Raw genomic sequence first — 13,376 nt, 5'->3', positions numbered from 1 at the left:
CCGTGGGGCGGGCTGGCCAGTATCCCAAGGCTAAGCAAAATAAGCCGAGGCTTGCCTGCGGCGCTCAGTTTGCCGGCAATGACGGTAGCGACGCCGGGTCGAAGCCAGGCAGCGCGCCGGGATCCGCACCCCAGAGCACTGCGCGTTTCGCGGAGCCGAGCAGGGCTGCGACGGCCCACTGCCGGGTCTCTCCGTCGCTTAGTGCAATTAGGTCCCCGTAGACCGGCAACGCGGCCGCTTCGACGTTGCCGAGGCCTGCGGCGGGAGAGACCAGGAAGGACTGGTTCAGCGTGTAGCCCGCCTCGCGCGGTGGAACGGTGGAGCAGTGCAGCCGGGCCTGGGTTTCGGCGCCGCTGAGGAGCGCGTCGTGGCGCGCCAGTCCTTCGGCCGCAGATTTCGCAGCGTCCCCGTCCAGCCGGGGGAGGGCCACCTGATAGGCGTAGATGGTCTGAGCTTCGGTCCGTGCGACCGCCGCCAGGGCGGCTCCCACGGCCGCATCTGACCCGGGAGAACCGGCTACGCCGCGTGTACCGCCCGCTCCGCCGTCGGGCGCGGCAGGGGTGTCTGCAGCATCAGGAGACGCCTCCGGGGACTGGGCGCCCGCGGACTCGGACGGGCAGGTGCCGGACAGCTGCGGGGCAGCGTCGTCGGGCGGCGCCGGCGCCGCTGTACCGGTGCCGGCCGCGAGCTTGGATGCCTGCAGCAACTGTGCGGTGCCCACGGCGGCCAGCAGCCGCGCCATGCCGCCGTCGGCGCCGGCAGCGTCCGCGAGGCGCCGGCGGCCGCTGTCCGCAAGAGCGGTCACGAGCTCGGCGGCGGTCGCCGGCTGAGCCGCCGTGGGCGGTGCTGAAGTGGGCGTTCCGGCGGTCGGCGAGCCGGTGGCGGAAGGTACCGGTGCGGCGGGGGAAGGCGTCGGACCGGGGGGCGTTGACGGGGCGGACACTGTGGGCGAGGCGCCAGGCGCACCCGCGGGGCTTTCCCCCGGCAAGAGGAGGGCCTCGGCCTGGGTTGTCAGCAACGTCACAGTCCGCTCGACGGCGGCATTTCCGGCACCCGCCGGGCGGCCTGCTGAACCGTCCGGGGACCCGGTCCCAAGCCGGCCGCCAGCCGCCAACAGCTGCAGGGTTTCGGTCAACGCGGCGGCGCGCGCCCGTTCGGAAAAGGGCGTCTCCATGGGTTCCGGCGGCCGGGCCGGCGTCAGAACCACCCCCAGGCTCACCACAACCAGGGCGAGGCAGGCCAGGAGCGCATAGCGGGGGAGCATCCGGGGAAAGTGGTCCTGCCATCGCTTTTCCCGGGTCTCGTCGTTCACAACAGACCATGTTGTCATGCCGGCCCGGAACTCCGTGCACCACACCGCCCGGAAAATCGCTAGGCTAGTACTCACAACATCATCTAGCGGGAGGCGGCCGGCATCATGACCAACGCAGAAGCCACGACTTCAACAGACCGGACCGGAACGGGGAAGGCTGAAGCCGCACCCGTTCACAATGTGGAGGCCGAGCGCCTGCATGCACTCCTGGAACCCGCAGTGCTGGCGAACAGATTGTATCTGGAGGACGTCTCCATCCACGTCGCCGGTGCCAACCGGGTGGTCCAGGTGGTGGTGGACCTGCCGCAGGAGGAGACCGGCGGCGTCGGACTCGACGTCATCGCCGAGATCTCCAAGACCCTTTCGGACACCCTGGACAACGACCCCAGCATGGACGCGCGTCCTTACGAGCTGGAAGTTTCGTCGCCCGGCGTCGGACGTCCCCTGACCGAAGAACGCCACTGGCACCGCGCCCGCGGACGAATGGTCAACGTCAATGTGATCCAGGGTGACAACGTCACCGGCAGGATCCAGTCCGTGGATGATGAAGGCGTCACCCTCGTCCCCGAGATTGCCGTCAAGAAGGGCATGAAACCCAAGCAGGGCGAGCCCGTCAAGCTTCCTTTCGACAGGATCCGCAGCGGAAAAGTCGAGATAGAGTTCAGCCACCTCGAAGAGGCCGGTCTGGAAAAAGTAAACAATGGACCTTCTGAGGAGGCCTAATGGATATTGACATGAGCGCGCTGAGACTCCTGGAGCGTGAGCGTGAAATCCCCCTGGATCTCCTGATTCCGACGATCGAGCAGGCCCTCCTGGTGGCCTACCATAAGACGCCGGGCGCCTTCGAAAAGGCCCGGGCCGAGCTGGACCGCAAGAGCGGCCACGTGACCATCTGGGCCACGGAGATCGACGACGACGGCGCCCCGATCGGCGAATTCGAGGACACCCCGGCGGGCTTCGGACGCATCGCGGCCAGCACGGCACGCCAGATCATTCTGCAGCGCCTTCGGGATGCTGAGGACGACAACGTGCTGGGCCAGTTCAAGGGCCGTGAAGGGGAGCTCGTAGCCGGCACCATCCAGCAGGGCAACAACCCGCACATGATTCAGGTGAACCTGGGCACGGTAGAGGCGCTGCTGCCCCCGCCCGAGCAGGTTCCCGGCGAGAAGTACATCCACGGCAACCGACTGCGTGCCTTTGTGATCGACGTCCACCGCGGCACCAAGGGCCCGTCCATCACGCTGTCCCGCTCGCACCCCGGGCTTGTCCGGAAGCTCTTCGAACTCGAAGTTCCCGAGATCGCGGACCGTTCCGTCGAGATCGTGGCGCTCGCCCGCGAAGCCGGCCACCGCACCAAGATCGCGGTCAAGGCAAACATCCCCGGCGTGAATGCCAAGGGTGCCTGCATCGGCGAAATGGGGTCTCGTGTCCGGGCCGTCATGACCGAGCTCAACGACGAAAAGATCGACATCGTGGACTACAGCGACGACCCGGCGACCTTTATCGCCAGCGCCCTGTCGCCGTCGCGCGTGAATTCGGTCACCATCACCGATGAGGCGACCCGTTCCGCGCGGGTGGTTGTTCCCGACTACCAGCTTTCCCTGGCCATCGGCAAAGAGGGCCAGAACGCCCGTCTTGCCGCCAAGCTCACGGGCTGGCGGATCGACATCGTCTCCGACGCCGCTGTCAACAGCAGTAAATAGCGTTCAGGCGCACGCGCGCGCCCACGGGCACGACGACAGATAGCGGGCCGCCGTCGCGGCCCGCTGTCTGTGTGTTGCCTCACGGGCCTACTCTGGTTTCTTTGCTGCCTGCACGCCCGGGTTCCGGACCCGGGCGCCGGAGGGGCTAGAATAGACATGACCGCGCCTCACGGCCGGTATCCGTGTGTCTTTGGCGCGTCCGGGTTTTTCCGGATTCCCTGAGGACGCAGATTTTCACCAAACAGATGTACTGGCAGGAAGATACTCGAACGTGGCACATGTGCAACACCTCGGGAATCAGCCGCAGCGCACCTGCATCGGATGCCGACAAAAGGGATCGCGGTCGGAGTTACTCCGGCTCGTCGCCGGCGCCGGCGGTTCGTCCGCCGTCGTGGTGGATGAACGACGCCGGATGGCTGGCCGGGGAGCATGGCTGCACCCCAGCGAGAAGTGCCTGGCACTGGCGGTGAAACGTCGAGCATTCGGCCGCGCCCTCAACGGCGCAGCCGGTACTGCCGACGTCGAACGCCGGATCACTGCCGGCACGCAAGCCGTGGGCACTACGGTGACCGCAGCAACAACCGTCCAACCTGAAAGCGGGTCAGAAAACTGATGGAAACCCGATGAGTTCCCAGCGATGAGTGCGCAACGATGACAACTTTGTTGCGCTCTGCAATGGGCCTTTCAGCTGCATTCGCGGCGGAGGCCCGCAGTAAGAAGTAGACGGTTCGTGCCTGGCTCGGTGCGGACCGAGACAGGAGAAATGTGGCCAAGGTCCGCGTACATGAGCTTGCTAAAGAGCTCGGTATTACTTCCAAAGATGCAGTAACCAAACTGCAGGAACTGGGCGAATTCGTTCGCTCCGCCTCGTCAACTATCGAGGCTCCCGTTGTGCGGAAACTGCGCAACGCTTACCCCGACGCCCCCGCAGCCTCGAAGTCCGAAGCTCCGGCGTCCGCCCCCCAGGCAACTGCCGCCCCGGCAGCGACCCGCCCGGCGCCTGCGCCCGGCCCCGCTGCGCCCAAGGCTGCAGAACCCAAGGCTGAAGCTCCGGCTCCGGCCGCTGCGGCACCTGCCGCCGCGCCCGCCGCTCCGGTTGCCCCCGCCGCCCAGGCGCCGGCATCCCCCGCTGCCCAGGCCCCGGCTGCTCCCTCGACGGGCGTCAAGCCCGGTGCGCGTCCGGCCCCCAAGGCTGAAACCCCGGCTGCTCCGGCACGCCAGGGTGGTTCCGCACCGCGTCCGGGCGGTCCCCGTCCCGGCAACAACCCCTTCGCCACGTCCCAGGGCATGCCCCGAGGCCGCGGCGGCGATAGCGAACGTCCGTCGCGTCCGGGCAACAACCCGTTCGCCCCGTCCCAGGGCATGCCGCGTCCGGGCGGAAGCCGCACCGAGGGCGAACGCCCCGGCGGCCCGCGCCCCGCAGCAGGTGCTGGCGGCCCCCGTCCGGGTGGTCCCCGTCCGGCAGCCGGCGCAGGCGGCCCCCGCCCCGGCGCCCCGCGTCCGGCTGGCGCTCCCGGCGCTGGTCGTCCGGCAGGAGCCGGCGGAAACCGTCCGACTCCGGGCATGATGCCTAACCGCACCGAACGTCCCGCACCCGCAGGTGCAGGCCGTCCCGGTGGCGGCGGCCGTGGTCCGGGCCGTCCGGGTGGCGCTCCGGGTACCGGTGCTCCCGGTGCCGGTGGCGGCGCTCCGGCCGGTGGTGGCTTTGGTAAGGGCGGTCGCGGTCGCGGCGGCACCCAGGGCGCCTTCGGTAAGGGCGGCGCAGGCCGTGGCAAGCAGCGCAAGTCGAAGCGTGCCAAGCGTCAGGAACTGGAGCAGATGAGTGCTCCGTCGCTGGGCGGCGTAAGCGTGCCCCGCGGCGACGGCAACACCGTAGTCCGGCTCCGCCGTGGCTCGTCCATCACGGACTTTGCCGACAAGATCGAGGCAAACCCCGCAGCACTGGTGACCGTTCTGTTCCACCTCGGCGAAATGGCCACGGCCACGCAGTCGCTGGATGAAGAGACGTTTGCCCTGCTGGGTGAGGAACTTGGCTACAAGCTGCAGGTTGTTTCGCCGGAGGACGAGGAGCGCGAGCTGCTCTCCACCTTCGACATCGACTTCGAAGCCGAGCTCGAAGCCGAAGGCGACGAAGACCTCGAGGCACGTCCTCCGGTCGTCACCGTCATGGGTCACGTTGACCACGGTAAGACCCGACTGCTCGATGCCATCCGCAAGTCCGACGTCATGGCGGGCGAGCACGGCGGCATCACGCAGCACATCGGTGCTTACCAGGTCACGCACAACCACGAAGGCCTCGATCGCAAGATCACCTTCATCGATACTCCGGGCCACGAGGCGTTCACCGCCATGCGTGCCCGTGGTGCGAAGGTCACCGACATCGCCATCCTGGTGGTCGCAGCGGACGACGGCGTTATGCCCCAGACCGTTGAAGCCCTCAACCACGCCCAGGCGGCCAACGTGCCGATCGTCGTGGCCGTGAACAAGATCGACAAGGAAGGCGCCAACCCGGACAAGGTCCGCGGCCAGCTGACCGAGTACGGCCTGGTTCCGGAAGAATACGGTGGCGACACCATGTTCGTTGAGGTCTCTGCCCGCCAGAACCTCAACATCGACGAGCTCCTCGGCGCCGTCCTGCTCACCGCAGACGCTGCCCTGGACATGCGCGCCAACCCGAACAAGGACGCCCGCGGTATCGCGATCGAAGCCAACCTGGACAAGGGCCGCGGTTCCGTGGCCACCGTCCTGGTTCAGTCCGGTACGTTGCACGTCGGCGACACCATCGTGGCAGGCACGGCCCACGGCCGCGTCCGTGCGATGTTCGACGACGACGGCAGCGCCCTGACCGAGGCCGGCCCGTCCCGCCCCGTGCAGGTGCTGGGTCTGTCCAACGTCCCGCGTGCCGGTGACACCTTCTTCGTGACCGCTGACGAGCGCACCGCCCGCCAGATCGCCGAGAAGCGTGAAGCCGCTGACCGCAACGCCGCCCTGGCCAAGCGCCGCAAGCGCATCAGCCTGGAAGACTTCGACCAGGCCGTCGCCGAAGGCAAGATCGACACCCTCAACCTCATCCTCAAGGGTGACGTGTCCGGTGCCGTGGAAGCCCTCGAAGACGCGCTGCTCAAGATCGACGTCGGCGAGGGTGTCCAGCTCCGCGTCATCCACCGCGGTGTTGGTGCGATCACGCAGAACGACGTCAACCTGGCGACGGTCGACAGCGCCGTCATCATCGGCTTCAACGTCAAGCCCGCCGAGCGTGTTGCCGAACTGGCAGACCGCGAAGGCGTGGACATGCGCTTCTACTCCGTCATCTACGCAGCAATCGATGACATTGAGGCAGCCCTCAAGGGCATGCTCAAGCCGGAGTACGAAGAGGTCCAGCTTGGCACCGCCGAGGTTCGCGAAGTGTTCCGTTCTTCCAAGTTCGGCAACATTGCAGGCTCGATCGTCCGCTCCGGTGTTATCCGGCGCAACGCCAAGGCCCGTATCACCCGCGACGGCAAGATCATCGGCGACAACCTCACCGTTGAGACGCTCAAGCGCTTCAAGGACGACGCCACCGAGGTCCGCACGGACTTCGAGTGTGGTATCGGTCTTGGCTCGTACAACGACATCAACGAAGGTGACATCATCGAGACCTTCGAGATGCGCGAAAAGCCGCGCGTCTAGGGTGGTTTAGCAGTTATGGCGGGGAGCCTCCGAGTTTTGGGGGCGCCCCGCCCCTACGCTGGGCGGCACTGGATCTGCGATCCTGTGCCGCCCAGCTCCGGTAGGCCCGATGCCACTCCCGGGCGCCCCCAAAACTCTCCGGCATCGTCATAGACTCACCATAGGCGCGTGGCAGCAAAGGCAATTCAAAAGGCCAAACCGCAGCCCCGCCGTCGTACATCCAAATTTTTAGGAGTGGAAATGGCTGATCCCGCACGGGCTGCCAAGTTGGCGCAGCGGATTAAGGTTGTCGTTGCTGAGGCCCTGGGCCGGCGGGTGAAGGATCCTCGCCTTGAGGGCGTCACCGTGACCGATTCGCGGGTGACCAACGACCTGCAGCACGCCACCGTCTACTACACGGTGTTCGGTGACGAAGTGGCCCAGGCTGATGCTGCCAAGGGGCTCGAGAAGGCCAAGGGTGTGCTGCGTCAGGAAGTCGGCCGGAACATCACCGTGCGCCTGACCCCGACGCTCGAATTCGTGGCGGACCAGATTCCGGTCAATGCCTCGAACCTGGAGGAACTGCTCCGGGCGGCGAAGAAGCGCGACGCCGAGGTGGCGGCGCTGGCCGAAGGCGCCAAGCACGCCGGGGACGCTGATCCTTACAAGTCCGACACCCCGGAGGACGTAGAGCTGGATGAGGACGACTTCGATGAAGAGGACCTGGATCTGATCGACAAAGACCAGATCGACGAGGACCGCAACAAGTAGTACCGCCCTCAACAGCAGTGGCCGGACCCCGCCAAGGGTCCGGCCACAGCTGTTTCCGGTGGCGTTCCGGCTTCCTGGTTCCGGCTGCGGGGGCCGGCCGCGGGACCTTTGACTCTACGCCCGTTCAGGGGCGGGGAGTCCCATGGAATCATGACTGCGGGTATGCGGGAAGGCGACGGCGCGTCGTGGAATCCAGCCTGATGAAGTGCCCGCACTGCGGGAAAACCAACCGGATTCCTGCTGTGGCTGCCGGGCATCCGCGCTGCGGCAACTGCCGCCGGGACCTTCCGTGGATTGTCGCGGCGGGCGACGCCGACTTCCCCCTGGTCGCGGAGAAGTCCTCCGTGCCGGCTCTCGTCGACTTCTGGGCGGCCTGGTGCGGGCCGTGCCGCATGGTCAGCCCGGTGCTGGACAAGCTGGCGCTGGAGCGGGCCGGGGAGTTCAAGCTCGTGAAGGTCGACGTCGACACCTCTCCGGGGCTGTCCAAGCGGTTCGATATCCAGGCGATTCCAACGTTGCTTGTCATCAAGAACGGCGCGGTGGCAGCCCGCCAGGCCGGAGCGCCGCCGGCCGCGGCCCTCCGCAGCTGGCTCGACGCCGCGCTGTCCGCGGCCCCGAGGTGACCGTCCGGCCCGCATTACCCGGCCCGTATTACCTGGCCGCGTTATACGGGCCGCACAGCGCGTTGATATGGAGGAAGAAATGACCGAGATCCTGCGTTACGAAGTCGGGTCGGGGACAGTGCTGGTGGAGGTCGAGGACAACAGCTTCGGCGTTGAGCGGCCTTCCCGCAACGAGCAGGGGATCCTCGACGCCGGTCGGCGCCTCGAGGACGCACTCTCGGCAGTCCGGCCGGCGGCCAACGCTGCCGCCGAGGTGATGAAGGAACTTGGTCCGGAACACCTGGAACTCCAGTTCGGCGTGAAGCTGGCGGGCGAGGCCGGAGCCATCGTCGCCAAGAATTCCGCCGAAGCGCACTTCGTTATCCGGATGTCCTTCACCAAGGCTCCGGTGGCGGCTTTGGCTCCGGAGGAAGAGATCATGCTCTGATTCCCCGTCGGTGGGCCGCGGGCGGCGCCGGCTAGCGTCGCCGGGAACGCCCCCGGGCTCCCAGGCCGCCGCCCAGCACGGGAGATCCCATGCCCAGGAGGTAACCGAAGTCGTACCAGTTCCCCGCGCGGGCGGAGTTGTAGAAGGGGAACTCATTCCAAAACCCGAAGACATGGGCGATCAGGACGATCCATGCCGTCAGCCCGTTCCAGAAACCCCACAGCAGGTCTTGCCACCACACGATGTACTCCCTTGGCCGGAATCCACAGCGCCCGGACGAACCAGGACAACCCGAAACAAAGTCGGCCGCGCGGGCTCGGGGCGCCGTGTGCTCAGGCTATGGCGCCTGCAGTTCCGGCGATAGGGTCTGTGGACCCGGCAGCTCCGCCGGATGGGCCGGTTGCGGCCCCGCGTGCGGGGAGGCGTCCGAGGCCCTCCACGAGGTCGGCCTGGCTGCCGCAGAGGGCAATGCGGATCCAGCCCTCGCCGATCGAACCAAACGCCGTGCCGGGGGCGAAGGCCACACCGTGGTCCGCCAGGAAGCGGCGCGTCCACGCCCGGACGTCCCCGCCGCTGACGTGGGACACATCCGCCCACAGATAGAATGCGCCCTGGGCCGTGAGGTACGGGATTCCATGGGAGTGCAGCACCGCCGAGGCCGCATCGCGGTTGGCCCGGTAGTGGGCGTGCGCGTGGCTGACATAGTCCTGGGGACCGGTCAGCGCCGCCAGCGCGGCGTACTGCGACGGCGACGCCACGCAGGACACGATCGCCTCCATGACATTGTTCATCTTCTGCTCGAGCCCCGGCGGGCAGATCAGCGCGCCGATGCGGAGCCCCGTCAGCCCATAGGTTTTGGACAGCGTGAGCGAGGTGAACACCCGCGCTTCCCCCGGGACCTCACTGTCGAACCTGGCCGGACTGACGTGCGGGACATCGTACGTGAACGCCTCGTAGCATTCGTCCGAGATGATCCACAGATCGTGCCGCCTTGCCAGCTCCACGAGGCGGCGCGTCAGGTCCTCGCCCAGTACAGCGCCGAGCGGGTTGGACGGAGAATTCAGGATCAGCACTCTAGTCCGCGGCGTGATGAGGGCCTCGATGTCCTCGATCCGCGGCTGGAAGTCGTGCTCCGGGTAGAGCGGATACCGGACGGGGACGGCGTGCAGGAGGCAGCTGGTCATCACGAAGGTCGGATAGCCAGGGTTGGGAATGAGGATCTCGTCGCCGGGGGAGAGCAGCAGGCTCATGGCAAAGTGCAGGCCCTGCTGGGCGCCGTCGACCACGTACACGCGGTCCGCGCCGACCGGCGTCGCGTTGTGTTCGCGGAACCGCGCGGCGAAGGCCTCGCGCAGGGCCGGGATCCCGGCGTTGGGCGTGTAGTTGGTCTCGTCCCGCTCGAGGCATGCCATTCCGGCTTCGAGGACGTGGCGGGGGACGGCGAAACCTGGCTCGCCGATACTCAACACGATCGCACCGGGCGTTCCCCAGGCGGCTTCGGTGATCTCCCGAATCTGGTTGATCGGGACCTCGCGGACATGTGCGGCAAGCTCGGGCATGTCTGCCATCCTAACGGGCGGCCCTCGCGATGGGTGCTTAGGCCGGGCGCCGGTCCGCGGCCGGTCCGTGGGCGGTGGGGCACCGCTGGCCCGCATATACTGGGAGGCGTGCTTTCTGGACTGGTGATAGTGGACAAGCCGCAAGGCTGGACCAGCCACGATGTGGTTGGACGGATGCGGCGTATCGCCGGTACCCGGAAGGTCGGCCACGCCGGGACACTGGATCCGATGGCCACCGGCGTTCTTGTGGTCGGCATCAACAAGGCCACCCGGCTGCTGACCTACATCGTGGGTACGTCCAAGACTTACACCGCCACCATCAGGCTGGGCGAATCCACCGTGACGGACGACGCCGAAGGTGAAGTCACTGCCACCCGCACCACCACCGGGATCACCGAAGACGCCATCCGAACCGGCGTCGCCGCACTGACCGGAGAGATCCAACAGGTTCCCAGCAGCGTCAGCGCCATCAAGGTCAACGGCGAACGCGCCTACGCGCGAGTCCGTTCTGGTGAAGAGGTCAAGCTGGCAGCCCGGCCCGTGACGATCCACCGCTTTGAGGTCCACGAGATCCGCCGCGTCCGCGCGGGCGAGGCTGCCGGTGAGGCGGTGGATGTGGACGTCACGGTGGAGTGCTCCTCCGGAACCTACATCCGCGCCCTGGCCCGCGATCTCGGAGAAGCTCTCAGCGTTGGGGGTCACCTGACAGCACTCCGCCGGACCCAAGTGGGTCCCTACACGCTTGACCAGGCACACACGCTCGAAGAACTGGCGGAGAAGCTGGACGTCCTGGAGATGTCGGACGCGGCCCGCGGGCTCATGCCGAACCGTGAACTCAGCGAGGCCGAAACCACCGAGATTTCCTTCGGACGCAGGATCGCCGCCGGAACCGATGCCGGCACACCGGACGCGGCGACCGCCGACAAACCGGCAGCGGCGTTCGCGCCTGACGGAACACTCGTGGCCCTCCTGGCCGACGCCGGAAGCTACGCGAAGCCGGTGCTGGTGTTCGCTCCGGACAATGAAAAGCACGGCAACGCCAAACAGGGCAACGGCAAGCAGGCCGGCCAGTAGTGGACGCGTATTTTTACATCATCCTGGTGGTAGGCCTGCTGTCGACCATCATCTGCGTGACCGCAGGCCTCCTGAAAAAGGCGCCCAACGACACCACGCTCCTGTCGGTGGCCGCCGTCGAGCTTTCCCTCCTGGTCTATCTGGTCGGGTCGATTGTCCGGGTGGCCAGCGGGGAGCGGATCGCGGGGGAGCCGTGGGAGTTCTGGGGCTATATGGCGACGGCGCTGCTCCTCCCGATCGGTGCCGCGTACTGGGCCATTCTGGAGCGGACCCGCTGGAGCAACTTCGTGCTGGCCGCCGTCGGCGTCACCGCCGTGGTGATGGCGGCCCGCATGAACCAGATCTGGTACTGACATGGAAGAGGCAGAAAACGTGAGTGCAAAATCCTCGCAGGACGGAACCGGCACCCCGGAGGTGTCCTCCCGGATGACCGGGCAGGCGGACGCTGCACCGGCGTCGACCGATACCCGCAACACAGGACCCGGCCGCCTGCTGATTGCCGTCTACGCCGTCTTCGCCATATCTGCAACGGCCCGGGCCGGCTACCAGATTCTGACGAAGTTCTCCGAGGCGCCTCTGGCGTACCTGTTGTCCGCTTTCGCCGCGGTGGTCTACGTTGTGGCGACGGTGTCCCTCGCGAGGCCGGGCCGCACCGCCTTCAAAGTCTCCGTGGTCGCGGTTCTGGTGGAACTCGTCGGCGTCTTGGTAGTGGGGGCACTGAGCGTGTTCGACTCGGTGAACTTCCCGCACGAGACAGTCTGGTCCTTGTTCGGCCGCGGCTACGGGTTTATTCCGCTCCTGCTGCCGATCCTGGGGCTCATCTGGCTGTACCGGCGGCGGCCTGCTGCTCGGAAGGCTTAGAGCGGGCTGCGTCCCGGGAGGATTGGGCCGGCCGCGGTTTTCCGGCGTGGCACGTCACGCGTTGACGAGCGTGGACCGTACGTTACGCCCGGAGGGTGATGCGTGGATCCTCCGCGAGCCGGCTTCGTAGCCCGGGCCAGGCCGCCGCAAAGCCCGGGTGCAGTTCCTTGCCGGCGACGGCGTCAATCCCCACCCATTGCAGTTCGAGGCTTTCCGGGTCACTGATCTTGGCCTCGAAGGGCTGCAGCGCTTCGGCAACGACCGTGGTGTACGTCCAATAACCGACGTCGAACACCGACGTGAAGAGGACGCGGACGTTCTCCGGGGGCACGGCCGCTTCTTCCTGAGCTTCCCGTAAGGCCCCGTGGATGGCCTCTTCCCCTTGGTGCAGCGCGCCGCCGGGGAGTCCCCAAGTGCCGCCCTGATCGCTCCAAAGGGCGCGGTGCTGGAGCAGGACGCCCTTGGCGGGGTCGTGGACCAGGAGCCCGGCGGAACCGAACCGTCCCCAGAACCGGCCGCGGTCGCCCTCCACCCAGGCATCACCCGGATCGCGGGGACCCAAGGGGCGGCGAGGCTCGCCCGATACGGGCCCTACGAATGGTGAATCCCCGGGTTGGGGTACGACTGTGCTGTCCATTCCTACAGCTTGCCACGTGCCGCTTCTTAGGACCGCGGGAAGCGTACGCAGTGTTACGGGATGTTGGTGAGGGTGGCTGGGTTCCGCTGCTGGTTCGGGCGGCTGGGTGCTGCTGGGTGCTGCTGGGTGAGTGCTGAGGGTGGGTGCTGGGCCCAGGGCTCAGGTGGGAATACACTGACACGGGCGTGGGGATCGTGGATCGCAGCCCGCAGTTCAGCCCTTGTCCTGAGGATCTCGCACCGAAGGCGTTGGCCCGAAAACCTCCAGCAAACCTTGCGGTAACCGCTGGCCAAGTCCTTGTTGAACCCCTCGACCAAGCCCCGTAGACAAATCCCTTGGAGGGCGTCACAAGACGCGGCAGCAGTCAGTCAATACTGTCGGACCCCTCTGGGATCGTTGAGACATGGAAGGCGTTGGAGCGTTCATCCCGGAGTTGGCCCCGTGGGCCGGCCCGGTCATGTCCTCGCGGCGTTCCCGCTTGGCCGCCGTTGCCTGCCGGGGCGGCAGCCGGATGCGGCGTCGCGTCGCGGCCGCACCGGTTCGGTCTTTTTTGTCGGACCCCTCTGGGATCGTTGAGACATGAAAGCCGTTGGAGCGTTCATCCCGGAGCGGGCCCCGTGGGCCGGCCCGGTCACGTCCTCGGGGCGTTCCGGCCTGGCCGGGAGCCTGTCAAGTTGTTTGTGTAAGTGGGGCGGGGTGTCATCGGTTCAGGTAGGGTCCGAGCCGGTCGGGGTAGTTCAGGACGAGGATTCCGAGGGCTT

The 13,376-nt window shown here is 67.0% G+C and carries 14 protein-coding genes; 10 read left to right on the top strand and 4 right to left on the bottom strand.

Annotated features, from left to right (window positions below):
• Positions 1 to 64: 64 nt before the first annotated feature.
• On the bottom strand, positions 65 to 1,330 hold the full coding sequence (locus tag ABD243_RS07320) for a ferritin-like domain-containing protein (protein ID WP_344363819.1): 1,266 nt from the start codon (positions 1,328 to 1,330) through the stop codon (positions 65 to 67).
• Positions 1,331 to 1,417: 87 nt separating this feature from the next.
• On the opposite strand from ABD243_RS07320, the gene rimP reads away from it, so the two are divergent.
• The 7 genes from rimP (at position 1,418) to ABD243_RS07285 (ending at position 8,484) form a co-directional block, all read left to right on the top strand.
• The gene (gene rimP, locus ABD243_RS07315) at positions 1,418 to 2,035 is read left to right on the top strand and encodes a ribosome maturation factor RimP (RefSeq protein ID WP_116768785.1); all 618 of its coding nucleotides are present in this window, start codon (positions 1,418 to 1,420) and stop codon (positions 2,033 to 2,035) included.
• On the top strand, positions 2,035 to 3,015 hold the full coding sequence (gene nusA / locus ABD243_RS07310; RefSeq protein WP_091249742.1) for a transcription termination factor NusA: 981 nt from the start codon (positions 2,035 to 2,037) through the stop codon (positions 3,013 to 3,015). The genes rimP and nusA overlap by 1 nt, the downstream gene beginning before the upstream one ends.
• Positions 3,016 to 3,199: 184 nt before the next feature.
• A complete protein-coding gene (locus tag ABD243_RS07305; protein WP_425547149.1) occupies positions 3,200 to 3,628 on the top strand; it encodes a YlxR family protein in 429 nt (142 codons plus the stop codon).
• 152 nt (positions 3,629 to 3,780) lie between these two features.
• A complete protein-coding gene (gene infB, locus ABD243_RS07300) occupies positions 3,781 to 6,684 on the top strand; it encodes a translation initiation factor IF-2 (RefSeq protein WP_344363815.1) in 2,904 nt (967 codons plus the stop codon).
• A 240-nt stretch (positions 6,685 to 6,924) separates the two neighbouring features.
• On the top strand, positions 6,925 to 7,434 hold the full coding sequence (gene rbfA / locus ABD243_RS07295; protein ID WP_091249753.1) for a 30S ribosome-binding factor RbfA: 510 nt from the start codon (positions 6,925 to 6,927) through the stop codon (positions 7,432 to 7,434).
• 200 nt (positions 7,435 to 7,634) lie between these two features.
• Positions 7,635 to 8,057 (top strand): thioredoxin, encoded by a 423-nt coding sequence (trxA, locus tag ABD243_RS07290; protein ID WP_425547160.1) that lies wholly within the window; start codon positions 7,635 to 7,637, stop codon positions 8,055 to 8,057.
• Between the two features lie 79 nt (positions 8,058 to 8,136).
• Positions 8,137 to 8,484 (top strand): CU044_2847 family protein, encoded by a 348-nt coding sequence (locus ABD243_RS07285; RefSeq protein ID WP_344363812.1) that lies wholly within the window; start codon positions 8,137 to 8,139, stop codon positions 8,482 to 8,484.
• A gap of 31 nt (positions 8,485 to 8,515) precedes the next feature.
• Here the strand turns inward: ABD243_RS07285 and ABD243_RS07280 are convergent, their stop codons facing one another.
• Both ABD243_RS07280 and ABD243_RS07275 read right to left on the bottom strand, forming a co-directional pair.
• Positions 8,516 to 8,725, bottom strand: coding sequence for a hypothetical protein (locus ABD243_RS07280; RefSeq protein WP_091249763.1), 210 nt, complete (start codon positions 8,723 to 8,725; stop codon positions 8,516 to 8,518).
• Between the two features lie 91 nt (positions 8,726 to 8,816).
• Complete coding sequence (locus ABD243_RS07275; protein ID WP_344363809.1) at positions 8,817 to 10,043, bottom strand: pyridoxal phosphate-dependent aminotransferase; 1,227 nt, start codon at positions 10,041 to 10,043, stop codon at positions 8,817 to 8,819.
• 108 nt (positions 10,044 to 10,151) lie between these two features.
• Between ABD243_RS07275 and truB the strand changes: the two genes are divergently transcribed.
• The 3 genes from truB (at position 10,152) to ABD243_RS07260 (ending at position 11,978) form a co-directional block, all read left to right on the top strand.
• Positions 10,152 to 11,117: a tRNA pseudouridine(55) synthase TruB gene (gene truB, locus ABD243_RS07270; protein ID WP_344363807.1), complete on the top strand. Its 966-nt coding sequence runs from the start codon at positions 10,152 to 10,154 to the stop codon at positions 11,115 to 11,117.
• The gene (locus ABD243_RS07265; protein ID WP_344363804.1) at positions 11,117 to 11,470 is read left to right on the top strand and encodes a hypothetical protein; all 354 of its coding nucleotides are present in this window, start codon (positions 11,117 to 11,119) and stop codon (positions 11,468 to 11,470) included. Before truB ends, ABD243_RS07265 begins: the two co-directional genes overlap by 1 nt.
• A 73-nt stretch (positions 11,471 to 11,543) precedes the next feature.
• Entirely contained in the window at positions 11,544 to 11,978 is a 435-nt protein-coding gene (locus ABD243_RS07260; RefSeq protein ID WP_116768809.1) for a hypothetical protein, read from the top strand.
• 82 nt (positions 11,979 to 12,060) lie between these two features.
• On the opposite strand, the gene ABD243_RS07255 is transcribed toward ABD243_RS07260, so the two are convergent.
• Positions 12,061 to 12,615 (bottom strand): NUDIX domain-containing protein, encoded by a 555-nt coding sequence (locus ABD243_RS07255; protein WP_116768807.1) that lies wholly within the window; start codon positions 12,613 to 12,615, stop codon positions 12,061 to 12,063.
• Between the last annotated feature and the right edge of the window lie 761 nt (positions 12,616 to 13,376).

Origin of the sequence: Arthrobacter humicola, assembly GCF_039531445.1 — a bacterium.
Classification (GTDB): Bacteria; Actinomycetota; Actinomycetes; order Actinomycetales; family Micrococcaceae; genus Arthrobacter; species Arthrobacter humicola.
The sequence above is the reverse complement of the archived record's forward strand: the minus strand, read 5'-3'. Positions and strand labels throughout refer to the sequence as shown.

Bases quoted from the DNA above. Each gene is read 5' to 3' on its own strand.
- ABD243_RS07320 (WP_344363819.1), bottom strand. From the start codon at position 1,330: ATGACAACATGGTCTGTTGTGAACGACGAGACCCGGGAAAAGCGATGG.
- rimP (WP_116768785.1), top strand. From the start codon at position 1,418: ATGACCAACGCAGAAGCCACGACTTCAACAGACCGGACCGGAACGGGG.
- nusA (WP_091249742.1), top strand. From the start codon at position 2,035: ATGGATATTGACATGAGCGCGCTGAGACTCCTGGAGCGTGAGCGTGAA.
- rbfA (WP_091249753.1), top strand. From the start codon at position 6,925: ATGGCTGATCCCGCACGGGCTGCCAAGTTGGCGCAGCGGATTAAGGTT.
- trxA (WP_425547160.1), top strand. From the start codon at position 7,635: ATGAAGTGCCCGCACTGCGGGAAAACCAACCGGATTCCTGCTGTGGCT.
- ABD243_RS07285 (WP_344363812.1), top strand. From the start codon at position 8,137: ATGACCGAGATCCTGCGTTACGAAGTCGGGTCGGGGACAGTGCTGGTG.
- ABD243_RS07275 (WP_344363809.1), bottom strand. From the start codon at position 10,043: ATGCCCGAGCTTGCCGCACATGTCCGCGAGGTCCCGATCAACCAGATT.
- ABD243_RS07260 (WP_116768809.1), top strand. From the start codon at position 11,544: ATGACCGGGCAGGCGGACGCTGCACCGGCGTCGACCGATACCCGCAAC.
- ABD243_RS07255 (WP_116768807.1), bottom strand. From the start codon at position 12,615: ATGGACAGCACAGTCGTACCCCAACCCGGGGATTCACCATTCGTAGGG.